A 26,555-nucleotide genomic window follows, 5' to 3' on the forward strand; every position below is an offset into this window, starting at 1 on the left:
GACGAATGATAATGAATATTCATTTTTTATTATTTTTTGAAGCAATACCACCCGACAAACCGTTGTCAGCACTCTTTATAAAGTGAAGACATATTAGAAGGCATATTAGAAGGCATATTAACAACTCAGGTCATAAGTGTGCGACTGCAAAGTAATTTCTAGCTATTTTATGTAAACAAACGTATCCTTCTAATGTTGCAAAATTATTAATGAGTTGTGTTGGAGATTCGGTGTATGTATGCCTATGTAGCAAGACAGGCAATTTTAGATGTAGAGCAGGAAATATGTGGTTATGAGCTGTTATTTAGAGATAGTTTTGAAAATACCTTTCCTGATATTTGTCCCGATAAAGCAACATCACAAATTTTATCCGGTAACCACTTAACAGGTGGGTTAGAAAAAATTACAGATGGCAAATGTGTTTTTATTAATTTTTATGAAGATACCTTAATTCATAGGTTTCCGACTTCGCTCGATCCGAAAAATGTAGTGATTGAAATTCTTGAATCCGTTTCCGTTAGTGAAGAGTTGTTAGATTCATGTCGCGCATTAAAAAAGATGGGGTATTCCCTTGCTTTAGATGACCATGATTTTGACCCCAAATGGGATATCTTTTTACCTTACATTGACATGATTAAAGTAGATGTAAGGCAGTTTAACATTATTCAAATTTCAAAATATATCAGGCGAATCGCTGGCTCAGGGGTAAAGTTACTCGCTGAAAAAGTGGAAACTAAAGAGGAGTTTGAAAAACTAAAAACTTTAGGTTTTGATTTATATCAGGGCTACTTTTTTGCAAGGCCTGAAGTGTTAAAATCAAAGCAAATGCAGCCTAGTAAACTCAATTTGATGCGTTTAGTCGGACAAACCGCGTCTGCCAATATGGACATGCAAAAAGTAGCTGAAATTATTGAACAGGACGTTGCATTGTCATACAAATTACTGCGTTTTATAAATAGCCCTGCGATAGGGACTGGGCAGAAAATTACCTCACTTAAGCACGCTGCAATTTATATGGGCGAAGTTGAACTGAAAAAATTTATATCACTGATGGCATTGGCAAATGCATGTAATGAAAAACCTGATGAGATTATGACGCTGTCTTTAATCAGGGCAAGATTTTGTAGCCACCTTGCTATTAACAAGGGGATAGTGAAAATCCGCCAATGGCATTTTTGGCTGGGCTTTTCAGTTTAGTCGATGCGATGCTTGATGAACCCATGGATTTTGTCGTTGAAAAACTGCCGGTCGCGGATGAGTTGAAAATGGCATTAACGCAACGAAACGGGCAATTGGGTTTATATCTAAAGTTGGTACTTTATTACGAACAAGCGCTTTGGGATAAAGCTGAAGAGATGGCAGCTGTATCGGCTATTTCGATGGTTGATGTGCATGAGTTTTATCAAGAATCTCTGGTATGGTCGGCAAAGGTTAAAGCAGAGGTCTCAACATAACACGAGAGACCTCCTCTTATTCACGCTTTTAAGGCTATTCATCTTCGAAGTAGGTGTAGCCTTCAATACCTATTTTGAGCTGGCTATAGAGTCGATCTTTTTGACGAGTCGACAAGTCGCTTTTAGATAGCTGGGTTTGATAGTTGTCTAGCAAAGTTTGTTTTTGAAAATGCACGGTTTTCAATACAGACTCTGCAGTATCACCCTGTAAGATATGGTTTATTTTAATCTGCCCTTGGGCATCAAATTCTAGGTGCGCAGAGTCTGTATCACCGAATAAGTTATGCATATCACCTAAAATTTCTTGGTAAGCTCCAACCATAAACATGCCCAAATAAAAACCCTGATCGGCCTGATACTCAGGTATTGGCAAACTCGCTTCTAAACCCATGCCATCTGCATATTGTTTAATCTGTCCATCTGAATCGCAAGTGATATCCTGAATTATTGCACGCTGCGTCAATTTTTGATTGAGCTGGCTAAGTGGCATTACCGGAAAGATTTGCTGAATGCCCCAAGCATCTGGTAATGATTGGAATAACGAGAAATTACAAAATAATTTGTGCGCTAATTTTTCATCTAATTCTTCTTTGATGCTTCGATGCGCGCGGGCATTTGCATCAAGCTCACTGCGAATTAAGTGCAAAGTCGAAAAGTAGGTGCTTTCCAGCTCCGCCCAATGAGATAAACTGATTAATCCCATGGTGAATTTTTGCTGTGCCTCGCTGAAATAATGCAAAGCATCGTGATAACACTCCAATGCACGTCGAGTAGACAGGTTTTCATAAATTTTTGCCATTTCTAGCGTTTCAATGGGTGCATCTTCGCTAATATCAAAAGGGGGCGTGTTTTGAATCGGTTTTTCAACATCGATTACGTTAGTTATTAAGACAGCATGATGAGCCGTCATTGCCCGGCCTGATTCAGTAATAATATTGGGCTGCGGCAAGTTTTGCTCGGCACAAACTTCGCTGATACCGCCGACAATATTACGAGCGTACTCAGACATATCGTAATTCATAGAGCACTGGCTGCGACTCCCACTACCTTCATAATCAACACCGAGTCCACCACCCACATCAATTGTATTTATTGGTACACCCATCATTTTTAGCTCGGCGTAATAGCGTGCACATTCTTTAATCGCAATCTGAATGTCCCGAATATTGGCGATTTGTGAACCAATGTGAAAATGCACTAAGCGAAATAGCTCCAATTTATTGTGCGCTTTAAGTAAACTAATCGCTTGCAATAACTGATGTGAGGTTAAACCAAATTTTCCTTTTTCGCCGCCTGAGTTTTGCCAGCGCCCTTTACCAACAGAGTTTAAACGAATTCGTATCCCAATAGATGGTGCTGCTTGCATCTGGCTGGATTCTTTTAATAAGCTCTCTAATTCAGATAGCTTTTCAACCACCACGTATACCGTGTGGCCCATTTGTTGGCCTGCAATAGCCAGTTGTAAAAACTCTCTGTCTTTGTATCCATTACAGACTATATTTAAAGGTGAGTCGGTTACTCCTAAAATCGCCAAAAGTTCGGGTTTACTACCTGCTTCCAAGCCAATTTGCGGACGTGCTTTTAATAACTGTTCAACAACACTGTGCTGTTGATTTACTTTTATCGGATAAACAGGAGTATAACGCCCCTGATACTGATATTGCTCTATTGCTTGGTTAAAAGCCTCGTTTAAGCTTTGTACCCTGTCGCGCAAAATATCGGTGAAACGCAGTAACACCGGAAGGCGCAACCCAGCCTCTTTTAACGATTGTACGATTTGCGTAAACTGAACTTGCGTTTGCGGTTTCCCCTTGGGCTGTACAACGAGATGGCCTGAGTTATCGATATCAAAATAACCATCACTCCAATTGGCGATGTTATATATATGCTTGGCTTGGGAAGTTAAATTATCTGTCATTCCGCTCTTAATGCGTGGTAAAAATGTAGTTGGCGTAAGTGTAATCGTATATTTTGATAGCGGCTAGCATGTGTTAACTTTTTCTGTATCTTTTTGATTGCCTGATGCTTCGAACACTGGCAAAATTCGCGCAATTTCGTAGCGCCATATAAATAGAGGAAAGCTGATGTCTGATTTTTCATCACCCGACTGGTTTACTGAACAATGTGACAACACAGGTTCAGCCTTTTCATTAAGAATTGAACACAAGGTGGTTGAGAAGCAGTCACCTTTTCAGAAAGTCGAGATCTATAAAACAACCGATTTTGGTTATTTAATGGTGATAGACGGTTGTACTATGGTGAGTAGCAGAGAAAACTTTCTGTATCATGAGATGATGTCTCATCCTGCCTTGTTTACTCATCCAAATCCAAAAAATGTGGTTATTATCGGTGGTGGGGATTGTGGTACATTACGAGAGGTACTCAAACACAGTTCGGTTGAATCGGTTCATCAAATCGATATCGATAAACTGGTGACCGAAATGGCATTGGAATATTTCCCTGAGTTGTGTGATAAAAATGATGATCCCAGAGCGCATATTTTATTTGCTGACGGTATTAAATATATGCAAGACGCGTTGCCTGAATCGATTGATGTGATTATTGTTGATTCAACGGATCCGATAGGGCCGGGCGAAGGACTGTTCAACCATGCTTTTTATACCAGTTGTTTAAAAGCCCTGCGCTCAGATGGCATTTTGGTACAACAAAGTGAATCACCTATTTTACACCAGAAGCTTATGAAAGAGATGCGCGATGCAATGACTGATGTGGGCTTTTCGGCTGTGCAGACGATCCCATTCCCTCAACCAATTTATCCCAGTGGTTATTGGTCTTGTACGCTGGCTAAGAAAAATGGTGAATTTGGCGTATTTCGAAAGCAAGATGCAAAAGCTTTTGAGCAGCTAGTGGAGTACTACAGTGCTGAAACCCATCAAGCTGCGATGAAATTACCGCGATTTTTAGCTAAAGTGCTTTAATTTCAAACATTAATTCTAAACATTGAAAATGCTTGATAATTCAATTATTGAGCCAGTGATGTTAAACACTCGCTCAATAAAGTTGGGTCATAATAAGGCGCAGAGCGTTGGCTAATTAAAACGCTTGTTTTAATGTTTATACCCAATTCAATAATCGCATCGATATCTTGTTTATCCGCCAGCGAATATTGATTTTCATCCATTAACACCCATGTTAGCAAATTTATATTAGATGCGGTGGGTGCATCTTTTTTCAGGTATTTAAGTATCGTTTGCACGCAGTCCAACAGGCTCATGTCTAACTGTTCAGGATCTTTGGCTAGGTTGGGAATATAGACTTTGTGGCAAGGGTTTTGTGAAATTGTGTGTCCAATCCCTTTGGGTAATAAATTGGCAATCACGCTGGAGTAAAAGCTTCCCGGCGGATAGCAAATTAGCTCTGCGTGTTTGATTGAATCGATAACTTCTTTCTCTGCGCTAATTTCAACGGAAAGATGATGATTTTCTGGTGCAGTTAAATAGACCGATTTAATTTTGCAGGTTAATGGTGATACTTCTTTACCTGTTAATTTGTGCTGACCGGATACCACACGGCCGTCTATTAATTCAGCCGTTAAATCATAGTATCCATTAATGACGGGATAAACCTGTCCTTGAAGCGCCAGTAGCTGACTAAATTCGTCAATAACCGCTTGTAAATTTCGATTATGATGCAAATAGGCGGCTGCCAAACATAGATTGCCAACACTGCTGTTGCGCAAATCAAAATCGGCAGGCATATGTTGAGCAAAGTAATTTAGGTAAAAAATGATCGTTTTGCTTGAGTCTAGACCAACGGATGCATACAGTGGGTTTTCAAGATCAGTCAAACTAAGCAAAGTTTGTTTTAAACAATCTGGACTGCCGTGTTTTGCAAATCGCAAGCCTAAGATATGAATTAGATGCGAAACAGCGGGTTGCTTATTGTCGGCCAACGCTAACAAACGATTTCGAATATCACCCACTGCTGGCATTTTAAAAAATTTGCGCAGTTGTGCAGAACAGCCACCTGAATCAAAGGTGGTAATTAAATGTTGGCTATTTTGCGTATGTTTTTTTAAGGTTCGGCTAAAACCAGCAAGGGCACTCCCACCACTAAAAAATAGTAGTCGGGCTGACGCCTGATTTTTAGTGCGAGTGGTCAGCGGGAGGATTGTGCTGGGGATTTTTATTGCCAACGAATCAGAGCTCATAATCGTAAATTTTGTTAAAGACTACACATGATAATAGCAGGGTTTTATGGCAGAAGTTAAAACCAATCGTTGAATGTTTGAATTATCGCTCATTTATTCGGTTGTTTTTTAGACATTACACAAAGGTGACTGGTTAATTTAGCTGCGCTTTATGCATCTTAATTAATTTTAAGTATATAATGGCACATTAGTTTTAAATGAGTTTTAAGTAAACGGAATAATGGTAAATGAGTTTGTTTGACTGGCACAGAGGCGTTGTTAAGGTAGGCAGTGCGTTGATAGCACCCGATGGAAAAGCCTGCAGTGGTCAGTTTTTACTGCCGATCGCACGATATATTTCAGAATGCCGTTTAAAAGGCAAAGAAATTGTATTGGTTTCCAGTGGAAGTGTGGCTGCCGGAAGGGGTTTAATTACGCACGGAGACGTACCGTCAATAGCGGAAAAGCAAGCAATGGCGGCAGTGGGGCAGACTCGCATGATGGCGAATTGGGCGCGTTTTTTCGATTTTCCGTGCGCGCAAATACTGTTAACACATGATGACCTCTCAGATCGTCGCCGTTATGTAAACATTAAAAATACCATTCGTGAATTATTGAATAATGGCATATTGCCTATCGTCAACGAAAATGACACGGTTGCCACTCAGGAGTTAAAAGTGGGTGACAATGACAACTTAGCGGCTTTAGTCTCGCAAGTTGCTGATGCGGATATGTTGATGATATGCAGTGATATTGACGGATTATATACAGCCGACCCTCGCACGAATCCGGACGCTAAATTGATTGCCAACATTGAAAGTGTCACACCATCAATTTACGCATTAGCAGGTGGCACCAGTAATAAAATCGCAACCGGCGGAATGCGAACCAAGATTGAAGCGGCTGAAAAAGCAACGGTTAATGGTGTTCATACATTAATTGTGAATGGTACTAAAGGACAGGTTTTTGACCGCTTATTACAAGGTGAGCAGCAAGGCAGTTGGTTTAAACGGCAAGCCAGCCCCAAAAAAGCGCGTAAACATTGGTTGCAGTACACTTTAAAGGAACAAGGCAAAATACTGGTTGATACCGGTGCGGCGAAAGCTTTGCTCAAACAAGGCGCGTCGTTATTGAGCATCGGAATCAGAGCTGTTGAGGGCACTTTTAACAAAGGCGATGCGGTACTGATTTGTGATCCGGATGGTCGTCCAATTGGCAAGGGAATTTGTCAGTATTCGGGGATCGAATTGGCCAAAATAAAAGGTGTGCAAAGTCAAAAAATTTCAGAGATACTCGGTTTTTGTCCGAGTGAAGTTGTCATTCACCGAGATGACCTAGTGATACTTTAAAGGTAATTACAAATGAATTTTTCTATTGCTAAAATGGCAAAAGAAGCACGCAAAGCTTCATTTTCTGTCGCTAATTTAAGCACAGCGCAAAAAGATGCAGCATTAAAAGCAATGGCTGCCAAACTAGTTGAAAGAACAGAACTTATCCTGTTGGAAAATCAGAAAGACTTAGACGCAGGAAAAGCGAATGGCTTAACAGAGGCGATGATAGACCGATTGCGTTTAACGCCGCAAAGAATTGACGATCTATCAAACGCGCTGTTAGAAGTCACCAGTTTAGCGGATCCAGTGGGTAGCATTTCTGACATGAAACTTAGACCCAATGGTATGCGCGTAGGTAAAATGCGTATACCTTTAGGCGTTATTGCAATGATTTACGAAGCGCGCCCTAATGTCACTGCAGAAGCAGCAGCTTTGTGTTTAAAATCAGGCAACGCGGTGATTTTACGGGGGGGTAAAGAAGCGTTACATTCTAATTTAGTTATCGCTAAATGTTTGCACGAAGCTTTAATTGAACAAAATATCGATGCGAATGCTATTAGTGTGGTTCCTGATCCAGACCGAGCAGTCATGAATGAATTAATGACATTATCCGAAGACATTGATTTAATCATCCCGCGTGGGGGAGAAGGTCTAATTCGTTTCGTAACTGAAAACAGTCGAATTCCTGTTATTCAGCATTTTAAAGGCGTATGTCATTTATACGTGGATAAAGGTGCTGACAACCAAATGGCATTGGGCTTATTGCTAAATGGCAAAACTCAAAGAACGGGTGTGTGTAATGCACTGGAGACCTTACTTGTCGATGCAGCGCAGGCTGAAAGTTTTATGCCAATGGCCGCGGCAGCATTACAACAAGAAGACGTAAAAATTCATGCGTGTGAAAAAAGTATTGGTTACTTTCAACAGGCTGAAGCGGCAACTGATGCAGATTGGGATGCTGAATATCTAGCCTTAGAAATAGCGGTTCGAATTGTAGATGACTTTGACGCAGCGATTGCGCACCTTGAACAATATAGCTCGGGTCATACTGAAGTTATCTGTACTCAAGACTACCAACGATCCAATGAGTTTATTCGTCGAGTAAATAGTGCCGTCGTAATGGTCAATGCATCTTCGCGCTTTTCTGACGGCGGGCAATTGGGGTTAGGTGCGGAAATTGGTATTTCTACCTCTAAGTTACACGCTTATGGCCCTATGGGGCTAGAAAGTTTGACAACACAAAAATTTGTTGTGTTAGGAGAAGGACAAATTCGACCTTGATTTTTAATTTATAGTAAATTAACATTCTTGAAACTTTTTTGTCACTTTGGCGCTGCACAGTATGCCATTTAAGGTGAAGGTTTGTAGCATGAATGGAGATTTATATGTTTAAACGCTTAACTTTTGTTTTAGCGTGTTTTATTGCTTTATCTGGCTGTAGTAAGCTGACAGTCGAAAATTACAATAAAATAAAAGTTGGAATGGATTACAACGAGGTTACACCGATAATTGGTTCACCGACAGAATGTTCTGAAGTAATCGGCACAAAACAATGTACATGGGGCGATGAAAGTAAAAACATTAAGATTACTTTTGTCGCCGATAGAGCCACGTTAACCCTGCACAATGGTTTAAAATAACGGTTTAAATTAAAGTGGCAGTTATAACTGCCACTTCCCTCTCTACCACTTCCCCTCTGCCATTTAACCTTTAACTTTCTTTAATATCTGTTTTCCAAATATTGAACATTTGTAAATTTATTAATGCCTTACTCGAAACAATCGAGATCTGTCTATATACTTAAATCGAACGTTTAATCATGAGGGAATATAATGCTCGCTAGACTATTATTCAAAATACGATTCGCAAGATTATTGTTGGTATGTATAGGCATCTTCAGTGTTGGAGTAAATGCCCAAACCGAACTTAAACCTTCACCTATTAACGTATCAGTGATGGTGCCTGTAGAAAAAGGAACGCCATTTTGGGGGGATTTTGAGTCTTTTATGACGGCTGTTGCGAAAGACTTAAATATGCAATTAACGTTTTTTCGTTTTCCCCTGGAGAAAACAAATCGCTTTTCATTTATACGTCGCTTTACCGAACTGACCAAGCAATCAGATAAACCTGATTATATCGTTAGTGTATTTAAAGTGGGGGTAGAGCCCCAACTGGTAAAATTAGCAGAGCAGGCCAAGATAGGTTTTGTCTCTGTCAATGCCGCGTTGTCTAAAGAGCTGTACAAGCAAATAGGTCATCCGCAACAACATTCAAGATATTGGTTAGCACATGTTGCGCACGATAATGTTAAAGCTGGACAGCAATTAGTTGATTTGTTGGTCAATCAAGCAATGAATTACACTTTACCGGGTGAACAAATTAATATTTTAGGGATTACCGGCCCATCGCATAGCTATGTTGCGAAACAGCGGCAACAAGGTTTGGTAGAAGGGGTTAAAAAATATAAAAATGTGAACCTTTTAGAGGTGGTGCATAGTGACTGGGAAAGTAAAAAAGCGGTTAAACAGGCCAGCCTATTTTTAAAACAGCCTGACCCTGTTGATATTGTTTGGACTGCCAGTGACAGTATTGCAGCCGGTGTCTACATGGCTCAAAAAACATTAAATAAAGACAATGCCCCGTTAATAGTGGGGGGCTTTGACTGGAGCGAAACCAGCTTTGAACTGCTCGACAAAGGTTACAACTATTATAGTTTAGGTGGTCACTTTATGGATGGGGGCTGGGCGCTGATTTTGCTATATGATCACTTTTTTGGCTATGACATAGTCCGTAAACGCAAGGGTATTTATAATACTGAGTTGAGTTCTATCGATGCGGTCAACCAACAGCAGATACATACATGGATTAGAGAGAGAAAATGGGACAGCGTGGAGTTTACAAAATTTACGCAGACGCATAACCCAGACATTCTCAAAAATGGCTACAAATTTGAATTAGCAATGTATCATGCGTTACCTGTTATCGTAAAAGAAAAAAAGCAATCGGGCTTGTAATTAATTGAAGCGCCCTAATAAACATTGCTGTTGTGTTCTAATTATAAAATGGAAAATTCGAGATTTAACTTATGACTAACCCGTTAATGTCACAGAGCAGCTTACCGCTATTTTCGCAAATAAAGCCTGAGCATATTTTACCCGCGGTTGAAGAAGCAATTGCTGAATGCAAAACAACAATAGAGCAGGTTGTAAAACAAGACAATTATAGTTGGCAGAGTGTGGTTGAGCCATTAGATGAAGTGGATGATCGGTTGAGTAAAATTTGGTCACCTGTATCGCACTTACATTCAGTTGCAGATAGCGAAGCATTGCGTCAGGCCTATGAAGCTTGTTTACCGTTATTGTCTGAATACGGGACCTTTGTTGGCCAACATCAGGGACTGTACAAAGCCTACCAAGCCATTAAAGACAGCGCTGAATATGCTAAGTTGTCTGTTGCACAAAAAAAATCATTAGACAACGCACTGCGAGATTTTAAGTTATCAGGCGTGAGTTTGCCCGATGATAAAAAGCAGCGTTATGGTGAGATTCGGCAGCGTCTTTCTGAATTATCAACGCAATTTTCTAATAATGTGCTGGATGCAACACAAGGCTGGCGTAAACACATTACAGACGAGAAAATGTTAAGTGGTCTGCCAGAAAGTGCAATTGCCGCAGCGGCGCAAGCAGCGAAGGATAAATCGTTAGACGGATGGTTGTTTACTTTGGAGTTTCCAAGCTATTTGCCGGTGATGATGTATGCCGATAATAGAACGCTGCGAGAGGAGATGTATACCGCATTTTGTACGCGTGCTTCAGAGCAAGGCCCTAATGCAGGTAAATGGGATAATACTGAGGTCATGAACGAAATTTTGAAACTACGTCATGAATTAGCTCATTTATTGGATTTTGAAACCTATGCGCATGAATCTTTAGCCACCAAAATGGCAGAATCGCCGCAACAAGTGTTAGATTTTTTATATGATCTGGGTGAGAAGAGTCAATCTCAAGCACAGGCCGAACTCGATGAGTTGCGAGCATTTGCCAAAGAAGCGCATAATGTTGAAACTTTGCAAGCTTGGGATATGAGTTATTATGCTGAAAAATTAAAACAGCAAAAATATGCGATATCCGATGAAGTTTTACGTCCGTATTTTCCAGAAGAGCGTGTTATATCCGGGTTGTTTACAACAGTGCAGAAACTTTTTGGTATAAAAATCAAACAAAAAGAAGATGTTCAGGTTTGGCATGAGAGTGTACGTTTTTACGAAATTTTTGATCAGAATGACAAACTAAAAGGCAGTTTTTATTTCGATCTTTACGCGCGTGAAGGCAAGCGTGGCGGCGCTTGGATGGATGTTTGTGTCGGCCAAAGACGAAAAGCGAATGGTGATTTACAACTCCCTGTGGCGTATTTAACCTGCAACTTTAATAAACCTGTCGGCGATAAACCTGCCTTATTTACACATGGAGAAGTGGAAACCTTATTCCATGAATTTGGTCATGGATTACATCATATGTTAACTCAAGTGGATGTCAGTGCGGTTGCTGGCATTAGTGGTGTTGCTTGGGATGCGGTTGAGTTACCCAGTCAATTTTTAGAAAACTGGTGCTGGCAACCGCAAGCTCTCGAGTTTATTTCAGGTCATTATGAAACCGGCGAACCTTTGCCCAAGGATTTACTGGACAAAATGTTAGCCGCCAAAAACTTTCAGTCAGCCATGATGATGTTGCGCCAGTTAGAATTTTCTCTATTTGATTTTGAACTGCATCTAGAATATGACGCCAATAAAGGAATTGATATTCAACAAAAAATAGATCAGGTTCGCGATAAAATCGCTGTTTCAAAGCCACCTGCATTTAATCGCTTCCAGCATGGTTTCAGCCATATTTTTGCTGGCGGTTATGCTGCGGGTTATTACAGTTACAAGTGGGCTGAAGTTCTATCTGCCGATGCATTTTCTCGCTTTGAAGAAGAAGGCATATTTAACCAAGAGACAGGGCGTTCGTTCCTACACAATATCCTTGAAATGGGTGGCTCCAAAGAGCCGATGGAGTTATTCAAAGGGTTTCGAGGCCGAGAACCACAAGTGGATGCCTTGTTGAGGCATTGTGGTATCAGCGTTTAATATTTTAACACTTTAATTCAGCGTAACTCTTTAAGTCAGCCCACTGAGTTTTTGCAATAATACTTGCAAAAACTCCTCTGGGTGTGAAATGAAGGGGGCATGGGATGCCTTGTTAAAGATATGTTTGTCCGAATGCGGTTGCAATTGATGGATGGGATCAATGGCTGCCTTGGGCACTAAACTATCTAATTTTCCATACAAGCGGACAGTAGGTTGATGAATTTCTGCAATTTTATCGGTTAAATCGGCCTCTGCTAAAATTTGTAATCCCCCAGATAATGCCGCTGGAGCGGGTGGCGCATAAGTCAGTAATAACGCTTTAAAAGCTTTGATATCTTGACGCGCACTTCGACTGCCCATCGCCTGAATCGCCAAAAAACGCTCCAGTGTTTTATTGTAGTCTTCTGCTAATTGCTGTTGAAAATCAGTCAGAACATGGGCTTGAATGCCTTGCCAGTTACTTTTTTGGGCAAAACAGGGGGTTGAAGCTATGGTAATTAAAGCGTCTGTTTTTTCTTTGTTGTTCAAGGCAATGTTTTGTGCGACTAAACCACCGAGTGACCAACCAATAATAATTCCGGGCTGTTGTATATTTTGCGCGACTTGTTGGCTAATTTGGTCTAAATTATAAGTTTGTGGCAAGTTATCAATAGATTCACCGTAACCGGGTAAGTCTAATAAAGTAACGTCATATAGATGTGATAACTTTTCTGCAATAGGCCGCCAGACAGCACGATTCATGCCCCAGCCGTGAATAAAATATAGGTGCGACTTCATAACTTATAAGATATTGGGAAATACATGGACAGAATTTTATCACATATCAAAAACAAAACGCCCAGTCTGTGTGTATTTTGCGATGCAAATAGTCATGCCAATAAATTGGTGTGTGACATTTGCTTTCAAGATTGGTATGAACATAGTGATTTTATACATTGGGGAGATATTTTACAGTTTTCATCTGCCCAAAATAGTATTGAGGCTAGCGGTTTATCTTCTGTGTATTGTTTGGCTGAGCATCAACCCCCATTTTCTCAATTAATTACCCAGTATAAATACAAAGCGGATCGTATCGCGCAATCGGCATTGTCGCAAATTATCGCGGCTGCGCCGCCCAAGTTACCTCAGTTTGATATCATCAGTGCTGTCCCTATGCATTGGACACGTTTATCTACGCGCGGATTTAATCAAGCACAATGGATTGCAGAACAACTTAGCCCATTTATTGATGCACAATTGCTGCCTATTTTGCAACGCAATAAGCGAACCAAGCGGCAAGCTGAATTAGATGCAAAAGAGCGGAAGCTGAACTTGCAATCTGCTTTTACACTCAATAAAGACTATTCGGTGGAAGGCTTATCTATCCTGCTTGTTGACGATGTGGTCACCACGGGTAGCACAATTAATACAATCGCACAGCTGCTGCGCGCGCAAGGCGCAAAGCAGGTTTCGGCGATTACTTTAAGTTGGGCTAAACTCGACCATGAATAACGGTTAGCGCTCTTGTAACAGATGGGAAAAATACAAAGCATTGGTCAACAAGCGTTCGGTTGCATACCAATATCCGCGAAATAATGGATTGTCAGTAAATGCAATAACCTGACCTTTACCCTTGCTTTGTGCGGTTAATGCGGTGGTATTGCGCAGCGACTTGACATTTTCTTTACTTGCATAGCCTGCGAGCAGAGGGCTATCGGTGTATTTTATAACATCTAAAAACGGTTGGCTGGCATTGAGCAGCATCACTCTGTCGTTTCTAAAAATCGGTAAGTTTTCTGTATAATAAGCGAATGTTAGTGGATGTGAGCTGTCGAGTTGACTGTTAAAAACAGTCCCAGATATGCGCATTTCACTCAGTAGTTTGTCTTTATCTGCATACTTTAGTTGATCGGTATTAAATTCGGACATTAAGTCACTTTCAGACAAAAACTCATTGCGAATCAGGCGCTGCTGACTGGCCCACAAGGTTGCACGTTTGGTTGTGATTAAGGTACCACCATCTTCTACCCAATTGATAATGCGCTGAGCGAGAATTGAAGGCAAGCTTTGATAATCACCATCGACCATAATAAGATGGCTAAAATGATTTAAATCAATTAATTCTGGATTCGTTTTATCTAACATAACCAGTGGAAGATGGAGTTTTTTGTCAAAATGAAACCAAACTTCTCCCACTTCCGTGATACTCACGCCCGAGCCTGCCAAAATTGCTGCTTTGGGGAGTGCTAATGGAACCAGATGTATGCTCCCTAAATCTGGACCTTGTGGTGTGTGTCCGGTCACCAGATTAAAGTGCATCACATTATATTCTTGCAACAATGCTTTAAACTCACGCAATTTATCTGCTGAGTTATCGGCCGCTAAAACTAATAAGCTGCCGCTGGAAAATGCTTTAGAGCCTTGCGGTGTGACAGCATTGAGGTCTTTTTCGGTAACTCTGACCGCGATTTTGCGCTTTAGCATTTCGGCCAACAGCGGTGCGGCTTTGCTATCATGCCATTCTATTAGATAGGCAAGCGCTTTTTGTTGGAAAACATTGGTGTTTTTTTGTTTGCTTGCACGCCAAGCTTGAGACTCTGGTTTGACGCCAAAAAAGCCTTTGTCAACTTCCTGGTATTGAATGCCATAGGACAGTGCTAAATTCCAATTGGTGACATCATAAAAAGTGTGATCTGAAAAGCTCGTCTGACGACTGAAAATGCTCTGAATCAAGCTAAATTGTGCTTGTTGTAAGGGGATCCAATAACTGTGAGCTTTTTCAAATAGATGATCGCCAGATTGGTAATCATCTTTAAGTGGATAAGCTTGAATAGCATGATAATTCAGCAATTGTAAAAATGCGTTTAGCTTGCTTTTGTTATACTTTTCCTGAATTAGAAATCCTTTAATGTTGTGTGCTTTCGCCTTTGTGATGGCACTTTTAAAGAACGCCTCTTGATAACTTAACAATGCTTCACGTTTAGCGTTGGCAGCCCGCAACATCGACCAAATCGCGAGTTTCTGATTATCTACGGTGTCTTGGAAAGTGAGTTTACCATTGATGGTATCAAGTATTTGTCCGCGACTATTCGCCTGTTCTAGTAAGATCCCTAAACTTCCTTGTAAATCAGGGTAGGTTGAGCCTTTTCCAATATAAAAATCGTCAAATCTTTCTTCACTGAAAAACAATTTTTGCTGTTGGTCAAAAGCTCGAGCAGTGTAATCAGATAAGGTTTTTGTTAATTCAATATTTCGTTCAGGCGTTAAAGGATTGATGCGCTCGGCAACACCCGGCTGGAAAAAATAACTATGATCTGCCTGCATTTCGTGAAAATCCGCCAGTAAATTGGGTTTCCAGCGTTGAAATTCTTTTACTCTGGCAATCGATTCTATTTGCGTTATGGGGAGCCAGTCTCGATTGAGGTCAAACCAATAATGATTTCCCCGTCCACCAGGCCAAGACTCAGCACGGCCCATATGTTGTTTATTTGCTGTTGGAAAATCACTATAAAAGGTATTTGCCTGACTGGCGAAGCGGTCATATCCGTCAGGATTGGCGATGACCTCAAACAAAATAACTGAGTCATTTAGCCACTGCCTTGTTTCTGCCGTGTTGTCGCTCAATAGTTGGTGTATTACATCAATTGCTGCGCGTGTACCGCTGGGTTCATCACCGTGAGATGCGAAACTCAGCCAGATAATAATCGGCATTTTTTTTATATCAGGTTTACGGGCATATGGGTTACTTAACTGCTCGTGTGCGATACGGATACTGTCTAAATTTTGTATGTTGTCGGGGAAGAAATCACGAGTAGCTTCAGCGGCCTGAACTCCTCACTATATCCAAACTGGATGATCTGGGCATTTGTGCTGTTTTGTGCAACATAATCAAGATAACTATATATTTGTTCAGCCCTTAGTTGACTATTGTTAACTTGTTTAGGAAAAAACTGTGCAGGGCTGGTCAGCTGAGCAGCAACTGCATTGTTTAAAAAAAGGGCTAAAATGAACAAAATATGCAAAACAATGCGCATTAGGTGCCAAACCTCTGATAAAAGTGATAAACATCAGCACTATAGCATACACTTGCGCCACAAGTTTAGGCGTTAGCACGGTTTATAAAGCGTTTAGTTGGAGCAAGGTTTGTTTTTAAATCTGCAAACTTAAATTTCCATACATACGTCCTGCTACAGACTAAATCACCACAAATGGCTTGTATTAATGTCAGCTCGTACCCACTATACAAGGCATAGTTGGACTTGTTTAAACTTAATTTTCAGCAGCTAGCTCAGCAAGCTTTTTTGTTGTCGCGATTTTAAGTATCATAGTCTAAATCCGAGTAAAATAGTCAGGTACTAAATACGTATGAGCGAAACGACTCCATTAGTGACAATATCTGAATCAGCAGTGCAACACTTTGCACGCTTATTAGAAAGTCAGCCGCAAGGCACCCAAATTAGAATATTTGTAGTAAACCCAGGTACGCCAAATGCAGAGTGTGGTGTTTCTTATTGCCCACCCGATGCGGTAGAAGACAATGACTTGCAATTTGATTATGGTGATTTTAGCGCTGTTGTTGATGCCGACAGCAAACCTTATCTTGAAGAAGCGGTGATTGATTTTGTAACCGATCAAATGGGCTCTCAGTTAACGCTTAAAGCGCCGAATGCAAAAATGCGTAAAGTGGATGAAAACGCGAGTTTGTTTGAGCGTATTCAGTATGTCATCGTTAGTCAGGTAAACCCTCAACTAGCTAACCATGGTGGTAAAGTTGATTTAATGGAAATTACCGATGAAGGTGTTGCGATATTGCAATTCGGCGGCGGCTGTAACGGGTGCTCTATGGTTGATGTCACCTTAAAAGAAGGCATTGAGAAGCAATTGTTAGATCAATTCCCTGAAGAACTGACAGGCGTTAAGGATGTCACCGAGCATCAGGCGGGTTCTCATTCTTATTACTAATTAATAATGACTAAGTAAGCAGCCAGATTAAGGCGAATCAGTGACAATGCACTGGACTGAAAAATTGGGTCACAACCCAAAGAAAAGCTGGCGGTTATTTTTTATCGGCCTGTTTTTCTTTTGGGTTTTTGCAATACTACTTTGGTTTTCAGTTGCTTGGCCTATTTTTGTCTTTTATTTATTAGTTGTTGCTCTAATTGCATCATTTGGTTTAGCCATTTGGGGCTATGTTGGGATATTCGCTAATCGTTTTTATCATTTACGCCAACGCCAGGCTGAGTATAAACGGGTATTTTCCACCAAAGACTGACGCCACGTGCAATCATCATTGCGTGTAGTGCTAACCAAAGCGCATGATTGCCCAATGATTGCGATACATACCAGACTGGAAAAAACACACCAAATACGGCCATAGCCATGCTGTTTCTCATACTTTTGCTGTCGGCTAATCCAATAAAAACGCCATCATATAAAAAGCACCAAACGGCGGTTAAAGGCAGTAATATGATGTAAATAATATAGTCAGCTGCAAGAACCCGGATCACCTCAATATCCGTCATTAAATAAATGATTGATTGGCCGAAAAGCGCGAAAATTAAAGTGTATAAAAAAGCCAATAATAAGCTCAGGTTCAGACAGTTTCTAATTGTACTTTTTAATGCTGAATAGTTTTTGCCACCATATTGCTTGCCAACCAAAACTTCAGCCGCATAAGCAATGCCATCTAATCCTAATGAAATGAGGAGTAAAAAATTCATTAAAACCGCATTCACCGCGACATAATTGACCCCAATACGAGCGCCTTGCATGGTGAGAAAAACAAAACTAATTTCAAGCATCAGGGTGCGTAACAATATATCCCGATTGACACGCAGGAAGGGTTTGTAAGCCGATAGTTTTAAAAACTTGGGCCAGTTGGCCAGAGCCGATAACTTTAATTTGGGGTAAGCAAAATATAAATAACCGATTAAGCCTGTGTATTCTGCAATCAGGCTAGCTACAGCAACCCCTTTAACGCCCATTTGTAGCAGATATACGGTGACCAGATCTAAAACTACGTTCATTAAATTAATTAAAATTTGAATCCACATAATTTGTTTGGCATGCCCGTGTGCTAACAGCCAGCCAACTAATACCAGATTTAACAGGCTGGCAGGCAGTGAAAATATACGAATATTAAAATAATCACTTGCACTTTTTATTGTTTCTGTTGTCGTATCTGCGAACCAAAGACCTATTTTCAGATAGGCCGGAGAGAGTAACAAAAAAATAAAACTGGTTAGCAGGGCAATGAAGGCGCCTTGAACAAACAGTTGTGTCGCTGCATCCTTCGGCGCTTGTGTATTCGCTAATGCTTGCGATGTCATGCCCGTAATGGACATTCTTAAAAAACCAAACAACCAGACCAGAGCCGTTATTAATGTACTGGCAATCGCCACGCCCGCCAATAAATGAGCGCCGCTCAAGTGGCCTAAAATGGCAGTATCGACAATACCTAACAAAGGTGTGGTAATATTTGAAATAATCATTGGAACAGCAATTGCGAAAATTGCTGACAACTGAGGGGAGCGAAAATAAGAAAATGAGAACATTAGGTAAAATTCTTTTATTAGTTTTATTGTGCACGCTGGAGTTTACCAGATTTGCCAATGCAGACCCACAGAAGAGCGAGCGTTCGGGCTTAGTCATTTTGCAATATCATCATGTTGCAGACAATACTCCCGCGGTCACTAGCATTAAACCTGCTGAATTTCAGCAACACCTACAATTTCTGCAAGAAAACAATTTTGTCATCGTCAATTTGGCCGATGCACTTGAAAAAATTCGCCAGGGGCAACCCTTGCCAGCTAAAGCGGTTGCCTTAACTTTTGATGATGGATACCTAAATTTAGAAGATTATGCGTTACCTGAATTAGCAAAACGAAACTGGCCAGCTACTATTTTCGTTAACCCTGGATTATTACAACAACATGAGCAGCATTATTTGAGCTGGTCACAACTCAAAGCTTGGCAAAAAAAGGGGATGACTATTGCTAACCACGGCTGGCTGCATGATTATTGGGTGCGACCTGCTGGTATGGATTTAGCCGATTGGAAAAAACGCATTAAACAGTCCATTTTACAAACCGAAAAAGCGCTCAAATCTGAGCTTGACCACTCTAGTAAATTGGTTGCATATCCTTATGGTGAATACGATACTTGGTTGCAACAGTGGTTAACTCAACACAATTTTATCGCTTTCGGTCAGCAAAGTGGTGCAATTGCTCAATACTCAGATTTTAGTGCGTTACCGCGATTTCCGGCTTCTGGCGTGTATGCAGATTTAGCAACACTTAAGGTTAAATTGATGAGTGAAGCATTACCCATTGACTATACTCAGTTACCCAGTCCTCTGTTGGCCACTTCAAATAATCCACCAGAGATTCAATTGAAACTCAATCTGCCAAAGGCTGTAGGTGGTTTAAACTGTTTTGTTAGCGGACAGCCGAGTGCTAAGGTGAGTAAAATCACCGAAAATAGCTTTAGAGTGGTTGCCAGTGAAAATTTACCACAAGGTCGTTCTCGTTATAATTGTACGTTGCAAAGTGAAAAAGCAGGGGTGTTTTATTGGTTATCTCAACTATGGCTAAATTACCCAAGCTGATCTAAGGCATCATTTCTGCGGTAAAATTATTGCCATCAATTAACCGCTTACTCTCGTCTGCTATTTTTGACAAGGGTAAAAGAGCAGGGCCAGTTGGCTCTGCTAACACATAGTAATTTCCGTTAATTTCTACATATTCATCCGCCTTGGAATACGGTATTTGAAGGCCAACCAAAGCGTGGTTCGGCAGATAAATAATGACAATGCCTAAATTGCTCACCAATGAGCGCATCACGGATGCGAATAATGTGCTTTTACTGTCACAGTCACCTTGATTTTCGATGAGTAACTTATTGGGGGACTAAAACCGCTGCCCAACGAAGTGGCTCTGCTTTCTAAATCATTATACGGTATAGACTGGATCCATGATAAAACGTAGTTAATGGAATCCCGCGTAATGTAACCTTCGATATCTTGCGGAACATTTTCAACAATTGGCTTCATCAAAGGAATAGATTCGACAGCAATCCGAATATGGTCTGGCTTAACCAGTGTATTGCCGAAGGTATTGGTAAACAAGCTATAGGTGTTTTTAGCTAGAAAATCGGCTTGCGCATCGTTTTTTATTTGCAAGATTTTCTGCAGCAGTTCACTTTTTTTACTTTCACTATTTGCCTCAACTTCAATAATCATATTTTCAGGCTGTTTTTTTATTCTAATTCGGCTATGTTTGTCTATTAGTTTTGGAATGGCTTTTTGCAATTGCACGTAGACGTATCGTTGAGCCAAATGTGGTTGATATAGTTTAAATTTTCTAAACATCCCGTATACTTTTTTATTAGGCAGTAAAAATGATAGGGATTGAGGGTTATCATGATGATCTAGCCATTGGTAGTGAAACTGTGTGTTAGATTGAACCCGCTGCATTTTAAACAGGGTTTGTTTGGCAAAGCTACTATCGCTTAGTATGGACAAAATAACAATTAGAAAAGTGCAGTGTGTTAGATTCAAATATTAGCCTTTTTATTTTACTTAATGAGCAAGATCACAAATACTTAAGTTTAACCTTTGCTTTTGCTTTTTCCAGTCGTATCTAGTTAGCTTAAGAAAGATAAAACCAGGACATATTCATGCTTGCAGCAAAAAAAATCAATATACCGTTATTTTGTGTTTTAGCAGCTTTGGTTACTGTGACGTCCGTTTGCGTAGCTCAGGAAAATACGGACAGTAGAAAGTATCTTGTCGAGCTGGTAAAAAAAGGCGCTTATCAAGAAGCTTTTGAACTAGCCGAAAGGATATTTGACGACTATGTGGGCGATCCCGATTTTGATTATTTGTATGGTTTGACTGCTCGGGCCAATGGTAAACATCAAGAAGCGATATTTGCATTTGAGCGTGTTGTTATCAATCGCAGTAAAAATATCAATGCCAGAATGGCGCTCGCAGTCGCCTATTATGAAATAGGCAACTATGAAGCCGCTCGAGCAGAGTTTAATCATGTGTTGAGCTTAAACCCAGATACAGCGACAAGCCTTAAAGTTGATGAATACATAAAGCACTTAAATAACCTTAAGAATAATCTAGAACCCAATTGGTCTGGTTTACTCTCTGCCAGTGTTGGGTATGATTCAAACGTTAATTCTGGGTTAGGTGATGAAATGTACGAAATTCCGATTCAAGGGATTTTGAGAGAGTTTCAATTTCCTGAAGCCGCTGATTCGATGCAGCGGCTTAATGCCCGGCTTAAATACGAATATCCATTGTCTAAACATAATGCGCTATACACACATCTGGCTGCCGGTAAGACTTTCTACAGTGACTTAAAAGATTTAGAAAAAGCCAATATGGATTTTATGCTCGGTTATCAGCACAAAATAGGGGCTGCGCAAATTAAAACCAGTGGCTTTTATCAAAAGTTCTGGTTTGGAAGTGAAGTATATCAAAATCTTTATGCGGCACTCGCTTCCATAGATTTTGAAATTTCGAATACACAAAACTTCATTCTAAGTGCAAATTATTCCATAACAGATAACCAGCTGACAGACAACTTAGATTTGAACAGTAGCATGTTAAAAGCTCAGTACAGTTACTTATTGGATTTTGGAAAATTTTCAATACATGCCTCATATCGCGATGAAAATGTCGATCAATTAAATGAAAGTTCACAGCATTACGAGCGTGATGTTACTGGTATCGGTTTAAGCTGGTTGCAACCCATTGCAGACTGGGGAATATTGAGTTTTGCTTGGCGCTATCAACATGCTAAACATCAGTTTGATAACATGACAGTATTAGATACAGATGGCTTTTCGCCCTTGTTTAAAGAGAAACGAAGCGATCATAGTCAAGTCTACAACATTGCCTTTGATTATCTACTCAGTGCTCGTTGGAGCTGGCAAACACAAGCACGCGTCAGTCGCAAGAACAGTAATCAATTTTTCTACAGTTTTAATCGTAACCTGATTTCTACTGGTGTCAGGTATACGTTTTAAAAGGGCATTATTATGAATATGATTCGAATTGCTAAACTTGGAATTATCGCGGTGAGTGTCATGTTTTCCTGCGTGAATGTGGCGCAAGAGCTTGCTGGTCGGACTCTGGTTGCAAGCGGTCAGGTAGATGCGTCTTCTCAAGGGCAAGTGCGAAAACTCAATCGAAGAGCCCCAGTATACCAGGTTGATACTGTTATAACGGGCGAAAACAGCAAGGCGCAATTTAAAATGTCTGATGGCGGCCTACTGGCGGTACAGGCAAATACAGAACTCATCATTTCATCTTACCAATATGATCCGGTGACAGATACTGGCTCTGCTGTTATGAATTTAATTTCTGGCGGTATCAGAACGATCAGCGGAAAAATAAAAGATCAGAATGGCCAGTATCAGTTAAATACCCCTGTCGGTAGTATTGGTATTCGGGGTACACATTATGAAGTTGAATTGCTAGACGGTAATTTATTTATAGCGGTTTGGGACGGCGCGATTGATTTAACAGTTGAGACTGACGGTAGTGATGAGTTGCTATCTTTTGGCGCTGGTGCTGCTTACAACTATGCAATGATTCAACCTGGCGGCAAGGTTGTTGGCTTGTTAGCCCCGCCTGCTGTTTTTCAAGAGGGACACACGACGGGGCCGGGGGAAACAGAAGAGAAAGATTCACAACAGGAGGATTCATCAGAATCTGGAGCATCAGAAGTCAAATCACAACAAGCTGATAATACTCTGGCTTCCCCGATCAAGGAAAGTTCAGGTATTAGCGATGCCCCAACGGTCGTGCAAATTGATGAAAATACTCAGATCAGTATATCTGAATCACAAGAGAAAAGTGTTTTAGTTGAAGTAGAGCTAGTGCCTGAAATTGATATGACCAACCCAACAGAACAGGCGAACGAACAAGATATTGAACAAGATATCGTGAATGTCAATCCGATAGCGGATAGAGTTGGAATCGCTCAATTTGAGCTGACAGAACATGCATTCCAAGGTATTGGAGAGGTTACCAGCGCAACCATGGGGTTACAAGTAAACTTTGATCAGCAAACGGTTGAAGAGGGTTTTTTGTCTTTTGCTGATCAAGGCGGTGAATGGTATGCACGATTTAATGGTGCAATTCGTCAGGCTGAATTGGAGCTAGGTGTTAACTTTGCGTCACATGGAGATGAATTAGCAGAAGGCCAGATAACAGGTGCTTTCTCTGCATCGGATGTGATTAAAGGCGAAATTTCATTGCAGGAAGTCGAAAATCCACAAGTAAGCGCAGGTGGTGAGTTTGAACTCAGAGACACAAATGAATTGTAATGATTATTTAACGTTTCGCGGCAAGCTGCACTAGACTATAGTCAGCAGAAAAATAAAGGTGTGAATAGATGTGGATTAAATTTTATGGTGTCAGAGGATCAATGCCCGCCGCGGGAAAGGAGTTTGCTAAGTATGGAGGTAATACTGCCTGTGTACACGTTGAATTGAAAGACGGCACAGATATAATCTTGGATGCGGGAACAGGGATAGTAAAACTGGGCGATGAGCTTTTAGCTAAAGGAACACCTATCCATTTATTGTTGACACACAATCATTGGGATCATATTCAAGGATTTCCGTTTTTCACACCCGCGCATCAGACAAATCGGGACTTGTTAATTACACCGGGTACCACGTTACCTAGAGAAGATGATGCCATTTTGCGACAAATGTCAGGCACATGGTTTCCGATTGATGCCGACGATTTAAACGCAAATGTTGAACTGAAATTATATGAGCAGCAGACATCGTGGCAATTAGGTAGTGCAACAATTTCGCGTAAAGGATTAAATCATCCCGGCGGTGGTAGTGCTTATGTTATTGAAGAAGACGGTTTTAAATTAGCCTATGTGACAGATAATGAGTTATTCCCGCCATACAAGGTGACAACCAGTTTTGAAGAGTGGATTCAGTTTATTCAAGATGCTGATTTACTGATTCATGATGCACAATATATTGATAAAGATATGCCTTACAAACACGGATGGGGGCATAGTTTAGTGGACCAAGCGGTTGAATTAGCGGTTAAAGCTAATGTTAAAAAATGCGCTTTGTATAGTCATGATTATACCCGCACCGATGAAGATATTGATCGACAGGTTGAACATATACACGGGATTTTGCAACGTAAGAGCGCTAAAACAGAGATTTTCGCTTCGTTTGAAGGTCAGTTAATACACTTGAGTGGTGATGACGTTAATTGATGTTTAAAATTTCACCAAGAAAACTGGCAGTATTACTTGGTTTATTATTTACCAGCCTGTTTATTTCTATCCAAATGTCTCAACCTGCATCAGATCTGCGTCAAGAGCTCAATAAGCTAGATGGTTTATTGTATGACGCTCGCTTTCATTATTTATTAGCGTATCGGCAAAAGCATCAGGAAACGAATATCGTCATAATTGATATTGATGAAAAAAGTATGCGAAGCGAAGGCCGCTTTCCCTGGAGTCGCCGTAAAACCGCAGAGCTAGTGGATAAATTATTCGCCGCAGGCGTTGCAGTAATCGCATTCGACGTCATGTTCTCGGAGCCAGAAGAAAACCCGATTGAAACAATTCTGCAAAACAATGCTGAGAATGACATTCTCGGCCAACTCCTTGCGCCGATAAAACAAAATTTTGATGCAGATAAAACCCTAGCACAAAGTATCAGTCAAGGAGACGTCATACTGGGGGTGTTATTTGAAGATCAAATGATAGCAATGTCTGGTCAATTGCCAGGCAGCCATGTGACCACTGTTGAAGAGGTGCCGATTGAAAGTGTAACTGCCATTGCTAAACCTGCTTTTATCGGTGTGACGGATACTTTATATCAAGCAACCCTCGAGAGCGGCTTTATTATCAGCCAAGGATTTATGAATTCAACACCGGATGATGATGGCTCCATTCGTCGAGCGGCTTTGGTGATGCGACACAAGAACCAACTATATGCTTCATTGGCATTAGAAGCTGTCCGCGCTTACTTGTTTGAAGAGCAGATAACAGTGGTGACTGAACCACATGGTAAACAGAACAACATAACCGCTATCATGCTTAATAAACAGCGTATTGCGACAGATTTAAACGGACGGGTGTTGGTGCCCTATCGAGGCGGGAAAGGCAGCTTTCCGTATATCTCGGCGACCGATGTACTAAAACAAAAAGTCGATCCGCAACAATTAGCGGGGGCAATAGCATTTGTTGGTACATCTGCAGTGGGCTTGGCTGATTTGCGGGAAACGCCGGTCGGGCTGCAATACCCAGGTGTGGAAGTGCATGCAAATGTAGCCGAGGCCCTATTGCACCCAGATATTTTAAAATACCGTCCAGATACAGCAGATGATTTGGTGGCACTCTATTTATTGATTATTGGTGTTTTACTCAGCATTTTTATGCCAAGATTAGGTTCGGTGCAAATGGCATTGGGTGGAACATTAATTTTAGCCGTAACTATCGTGTTAAATATGAGTTTATGGCATTATTGGGATGCAGTTTTACCTTTAGTGACGCCAATTGGCTTAATACTGGTATTAACCATACTCAATGTAGCAATTGGGTACATGGCCGAAAGTAATCAGAAAAAGGTGATTAAAAGCTTTTTTGACCAATATGTGCCACCTGCCCATATTGATAAGATGCTGAATGATCCCAGTTCGGTGTCATTTGACGGTGAAAGGAAGGTCATGTCGGTGTTGTTTTCTGATATTCGCAGTTTTACATCAATTTCTGAACGGCTGTCGGCAAGTGAATTAAAACAATTATTGAATCGTTACTTTTCTCCGATCACAAAATGTATTTTAGATCACAAAGGCACGATTGATAAATATGTTGGCGACATGGTTATGGCGTTTTGGGGAGCACCACTGGATGATGAAAGACACGCACATAACGCAATTTCTGCTTCGTTTGAAATGTTACATATTACCGCAGCTCTTAATCAAGAGTTTCAAAAAGAAGACTGGCCCGAAATAAAAATTGGTATTGGAATTAACACGGGTGAAATGAATGTCGGTGATATGGGATCAGAGTTCCGTCGAGCCTATACCGTATTGGGTGATGCCGTCAACTTAGGGAGCAGGCTTGAAGGATTGACCAAGTATTACGGCGTGGCTTTATTGGTCAGTGAAAGCACTAAAATGCAAGCTGACAAATTTGCCTACCGCACGATAGATAGGGTCAAAGTGAAAGGTAAAAACCAAGCCGTAGCTATTTTTGAGCCTATCTGCCTATTGAGTGAATTATCGACAGAACAACAACAAGAGCTTGATTTGCACGAAGCAGCCTATCGAAAGTATTTGAAGCAAGATTGGGCAGAAGCGGAAACCCAGTTTAAAAAGTTGCAAATAGAATATCCACAAAGGCTGCTTTATGCCGAATATTTATCTAGAATTAAAGAACTAAAACACGCATCGTACATCGAGGGTTGGGATGGAAGCTATACTCATACGAGCAAGTAGACCGTTTGACGCGGAA

Annotated in this window: 23 protein-coding genes; 15 read left to right on the plus strand and 8 right to left on the minus strand. The window is 40.8% G+C overall.

Translation table 11 applies throughout. From position 1 onward, the window contains the following. Positions 1–234: 234 nt before the first annotated feature. The gene (locus tag FNT16_RS09820) at positions 235–1,197 is read left to right on the plus strand and encodes an EAL and HDOD domain-containing protein (RefSeq protein ID WP_143871417.1); all 963 of its coding nucleotides are present in this window, start codon (positions 235–237) and stop codon (positions 1,195–1,197) included. Continuing rightward, the gene (locus tag FNT16_RS09825; RefSeq protein WP_143871418.1) at positions 1,167–1,454 is read left to right on the plus strand and encodes a YuxH family protein; all 288 of its coding nucleotides are present in this window, start codon (positions 1,167–1,169) and stop codon (positions 1,452–1,454) included. The genes FNT16_RS09820 and FNT16_RS09825 overlap by 31 nt, the downstream gene beginning before the upstream one ends. Positions 1,455–1,488: 34 nt before the next feature. Here FNT16_RS09825 and speA read toward each other — a convergent pair whose 3' ends face one another. Continuing rightward, positions 1,489–3,372 (minus strand): biosynthetic arginine decarboxylase, encoded by a 1,884-nt coding sequence (gene speA / locus FNT16_RS09830; protein WP_143871419.1) that lies wholly within the window; start codon positions 3,370–3,372, stop codon positions 1,489–1,491. Between the two features lie 166 nt (positions 3,373–3,538). Here speA and speE point away from each other — a divergent pair, with 166 nt between their 5' ends. After that, positions 3,539–4,393, plus strand: coding sequence for a polyamine aminopropyltransferase (gene speE / locus FNT16_RS09835; RefSeq protein WP_143871420.1), 855 nt, complete (start codon positions 3,539–3,541; stop codon positions 4,391–4,393). Between the two features lie 44 nt (positions 4,394–4,437). Here speE and FNT16_RS09840 read toward each other — a convergent pair whose 3' ends face one another. After that, entirely contained in the window at positions 4,438–5,625 is a 1,188-nt protein-coding gene (locus FNT16_RS09840; protein WP_143871421.1) for a GAK system CofD-like protein, read from the minus strand. Positions 5,626–5,852: 227 nt separating this feature from the next. On the opposite strand from FNT16_RS09840, the gene proB reads away from it, so the two are divergent. The 5 genes from proB (at position 5,853) to prlC (ending at position 12,060) form a co-directional block, all read left to right on the plus strand. After that, positions 5,853–6,953, plus strand: coding sequence for a glutamate 5-kinase (proB, locus tag FNT16_RS09845; protein WP_143871422.1), 1,101 nt, complete (start codon positions 5,853–5,855; stop codon positions 6,951–6,953). A 12-nt stretch (positions 6,954–6,965) separates the two neighbouring features. Continuing rightward, positions 6,966–8,216 carry a glutamate-5-semialdehyde dehydrogenase gene (locus tag FNT16_RS09850; RefSeq protein ID WP_143871423.1) on the plus strand — a complete coding sequence of 417 codons (1,251 nt, stop codon included), beginning with the start codon at positions 6,966–6,968 and terminating at the stop codon, positions 8,214–8,216. Positions 8,217–8,320: 104 nt separating this feature from the next. Then, complete coding sequence (locus tag FNT16_RS09855; RefSeq protein ID WP_143871424.1) at positions 8,321–8,575, plus strand: DUF3862 domain-containing protein; 255 nt, start codon at positions 8,321–8,323, stop codon at positions 8,573–8,575. 192 nt (positions 8,576–8,767) lie between these two features. Further along, positions 8,768–9,949, plus strand: coding sequence for an ABC transporter substrate-binding protein (locus FNT16_RS09860; protein WP_143871425.1), 1,182 nt, complete (start codon positions 8,768–8,770; stop codon positions 9,947–9,949). 71 nt (positions 9,950–10,020) lie between these two features. Further along, on the plus strand, positions 10,021–12,060 hold the full coding sequence (gene prlC / locus FNT16_RS09865) for an oligopeptidase A (protein WP_143871426.1): 2,040 nt from the start codon (positions 10,021–10,023) through the stop codon (positions 12,058–12,060). A 30-nt stretch (positions 12,061–12,090) separates the two neighbouring features. Here prlC and bioH read toward each other — a convergent pair whose 3' ends face one another. Next, a complete protein-coding gene (gene bioH, locus FNT16_RS09870) occupies positions 12,091–12,837 on the minus strand; it encodes a pimeloyl-ACP methyl ester esterase BioH (RefSeq protein WP_143871427.1) in 747 nt (248 codons plus the stop codon). Between the two features lie 24 nt (positions 12,838–12,861). Between bioH and FNT16_RS09875 the strand changes: the two genes are divergently transcribed. Next, the gene (locus tag FNT16_RS09875; RefSeq protein WP_143871428.1) at positions 12,862–13,551 is read left to right on the plus strand and encodes a ComF family protein; all 690 of its coding nucleotides are present in this window, start codon (positions 12,862–12,864) and stop codon (positions 13,549–13,551) included. Positions 13,552–13,554: 3 nt separating this feature from the next. Here the strand turns inward: FNT16_RS09875 and FNT16_RS09880 are convergent, their stop codons facing one another. Continuing rightward, positions 13,555–15,750 carry a M14 family zinc carboxypeptidase gene (locus FNT16_RS09880; RefSeq protein ID WP_143871429.1) on the minus strand — a complete coding sequence of 732 codons (2,196 nt, stop codon included), beginning with the start codon at positions 15,748–15,750 and terminating at the stop codon, positions 13,555–13,557. Between the two features lie 65 nt (positions 15,751–15,815). Continuing rightward, positions 15,816–16,073: a hypothetical protein gene (locus FNT16_RS09885; RefSeq protein WP_143871430.1), complete on the minus strand. Its 258-nt coding sequence runs from the start codon at positions 16,071–16,073 to the stop codon at positions 15,816–15,818. Between the two features lie 331 nt (positions 16,074–16,404). On the opposite strand from FNT16_RS09885, the gene nfuA reads away from it, so the two are divergent. After that, positions 16,405–17,001 (plus strand): Fe-S biogenesis protein NfuA, encoded by a 597-nt coding sequence (gene nfuA / locus FNT16_RS09890; protein WP_143871431.1) that lies wholly within the window; start codon positions 16,405–16,407, stop codon positions 16,999–17,001. Between the two features lie 242 nt (positions 17,002–17,243). Here nfuA and FNT16_RS09895 read toward each other — a convergent pair whose 3' ends face one another. Beyond that, on the minus strand, positions 17,244–18,530 hold the full coding sequence (locus tag FNT16_RS09895; RefSeq protein ID WP_185976563.1) for an MATE family efflux transporter: 1,287 nt from the start codon (positions 18,528–18,530) through the stop codon (positions 17,244–17,246). Between the two features lie 53 nt (positions 18,531–18,583). Here FNT16_RS09895 and FNT16_RS09900 point away from each other — a divergent pair, with 53 nt between their 5' ends. Continuing rightward, positions 18,584–19,645: a polysaccharide deacetylase family protein gene (locus FNT16_RS09900; protein WP_143871433.1), complete on the plus strand. Its 1,062-nt coding sequence runs from the start codon at positions 18,584–18,586 to the stop codon at positions 19,643–19,645. 1 nt (position 19,646) lies between these two features. Here FNT16_RS09900 and FNT16_RS09905 read toward each other — a convergent pair whose 3' ends face one another. Further along, positions 19,647–19,877: a hypothetical protein gene (locus FNT16_RS09905; protein WP_185976564.1), complete on the minus strand. Its 231-nt coding sequence runs from the start codon at positions 19,875–19,877 to the stop codon at positions 19,647–19,649. Continuing rightward, entirely contained in the window at positions 19,877–20,407 is a 531-nt protein-coding gene (locus FNT16_RS09910; RefSeq protein WP_143871435.1) for a hypothetical protein, read from the minus strand. The genes FNT16_RS09905 and FNT16_RS09910 overlap by 1 nt, the downstream gene beginning before the upstream one ends. 308 nt (positions 20,408–20,715) lie before the next feature. Between FNT16_RS09910 and FNT16_RS09915 the strand changes: the two genes are divergently transcribed. From FNT16_RS09915 to FNT16_RS09930, 4 genes are all read left to right on the plus strand, one after another. Next, on the plus strand, positions 20,716–22,077 hold the full coding sequence (locus FNT16_RS09915; RefSeq protein ID WP_143871436.1) for a porin family protein: 1,362 nt from the start codon (positions 20,716–20,718) through the stop codon (positions 22,075–22,077). Positions 22,078–22,089: 12 nt separating this feature from the next. Next, a complete protein-coding gene (locus FNT16_RS09920) occupies positions 22,090–23,382 on the plus strand; it encodes a FecR family protein (RefSeq protein ID WP_143871437.1) in 1,293 nt (430 codons plus the stop codon). Positions 23,383–23,450: 68 nt separating this feature from the next. After that, positions 23,451–24,305, plus strand: a complete 855-nt coding sequence (locus tag FNT16_RS09925; protein ID WP_143871438.1) for an MBL fold metallo-hydrolase — start codon at positions 23,451–23,453, stop codon at positions 24,303–24,305. Continuing rightward, complete coding sequence (locus FNT16_RS09930) at positions 24,305–26,539, plus strand: CHASE2 domain-containing protein (protein ID WP_143871439.1); 2,235 nt, start codon at positions 24,305–24,307, stop codon at positions 26,537–26,539. The genes FNT16_RS09925 and FNT16_RS09930 overlap by 1 nt, the downstream gene beginning before the upstream one ends. Positions 26,540–26,555 lie beyond the last annotated feature (16 nt).

The organism is Catenovulum sediminis, assembly GCF_007289895.1.
GTDB lineage: Bacteria > Pseudomonadota > Gammaproteobacteria > Enterobacterales > Alteromonadaceae > Catenovulum > Catenovulum sediminis.

Bases quoted from the DNA above. Each gene is read 5' to 3' on its own strand.
- FNT16_RS09885 (WP_143871430.1), bottom strand. From the start codon at position 16,073: ATGCGCATTGTTTTGCATATTTTGTTCATTTTAGCCCTTTTTTTAAAC.
- FNT16_RS09880 (WP_143871429.1), bottom strand. From the start codon at position 15,750: ATGCCGATTATTATCTGGCTGAGTTTCGCATCTCACGGTGATGAACCC.
- nfuA (WP_143871431.1), top strand. From the start codon at position 16,405: ATGAGCGAAACGACTCCATTAGTGACAATATCTGAATCAGCAGTGCAA.
- bioH (WP_143871427.1), bottom strand. From the start codon at position 12,837: ATGAAGTCGCACCTATATTTTATTCACGGCTGGGGCATGAATCGTGCT.
- FNT16_RS09925 (WP_143871438.1), top strand. From the start codon at position 23,451: ATGTGGATTAAATTTTATGGTGTCAGAGGATCAATGCCCGCCGCGGGA.
- FNT16_RS09915 (WP_143871436.1), top strand. From the start codon at position 20,716: ATGCTTGCAGCAAAAAAAATCAATATACCGTTATTTTGTGTTTTAGCA.
- FNT16_RS09860 (WP_143871425.1), top strand. From the start codon at position 8,768: ATGCTCGCTAGACTATTATTCAAAATACGATTCGCAAGATTATTGTTG.
- speA (WP_143871419.1), bottom strand. From the start codon at position 3,372: ATGACAGATAATTTAACTTCCCAAGCCAAGCATATATATAACATCGCC.
- FNT16_RS09875 (WP_143871428.1), top strand. From the start codon at position 12,862: ATGGACAGAATTTTATCACATATCAAAAACAAAACGCCCAGTCTGTGT.
- FNT16_RS09820 (WP_143871417.1), top strand. From the start codon at position 235: ATGTATGCCTATGTAGCAAGACAGGCAATTTTAGATGTAGAGCAGGAA.
- proB (WP_143871422.1), top strand. From the start codon at position 5,853: ATGAGTTTGTTTGACTGGCACAGAGGCGTTGTTAAGGTAGGCAGTGCG.
- FNT16_RS09905 (WP_185976564.1), bottom strand. From the start codon at position 19,877: ATGCGCTCATTGGTGAGCAATTTAGGCATTGTCATTATTTATCTGCCG.
- FNT16_RS09920 (WP_143871437.1), top strand. From the start codon at position 22,090: ATGAATATGATTCGAATTGCTAAACTTGGAATTATCGCGGTGAGTGTC.
- FNT16_RS09930 (WP_143871439.1), top strand. From the start codon at position 24,305: ATGTTTAAAATTTCACCAAGAAAACTGGCAGTATTACTTGGTTTATTA.
- FNT16_RS09855 (WP_143871424.1), top strand. From the start codon at position 8,321: ATGTTTAAACGCTTAACTTTTGTTTTAGCGTGTTTTATTGCTTTATCT.
- FNT16_RS09895 (WP_185976563.1), bottom strand. From the start codon at position 18,530: ATGATTATTTCAAATATTACCACACCTTTGTTAGGTATTGTCGATACT.
- FNT16_RS09840 (WP_143871421.1), bottom strand. From the start codon at position 5,625: ATGAGCTCTGATTCGTTGGCAATAAAAATCCCCAGCACAATCCTCCCG.
- FNT16_RS09850 (WP_143871423.1), top strand. From the start codon at position 6,966: ATGAATTTTTCTATTGCTAAAATGGCAAAAGAAGCACGCAAAGCTTCA.
- FNT16_RS09910 (WP_143871435.1), bottom strand. From the start codon at position 20,407: ATGTTTAGAAAATTTAAACTATATCAACCACATTTGGCTCAACGATAC.
- FNT16_RS09900 (WP_143871433.1), top strand. From the start codon at position 18,584: ATGAGAACATTAGGTAAAATTCTTTTATTAGTTTTATTGTGCACGCTG.
- prlC (WP_143871426.1), top strand. From the start codon at position 10,021: ATGACTAACCCGTTAATGTCACAGAGCAGCTTACCGCTATTTTCGCAA.
- speE (WP_143871420.1), top strand. From the start codon at position 3,539: ATGTCTGATTTTTCATCACCCGACTGGTTTACTGAACAATGTGACAAC.
- FNT16_RS09825 (WP_143871418.1), top strand. From the start codon at position 1,167: ATGGCATTTTTGGCTGGGCTTTTCAGTTTAGTCGATGCGATGCTTGAT.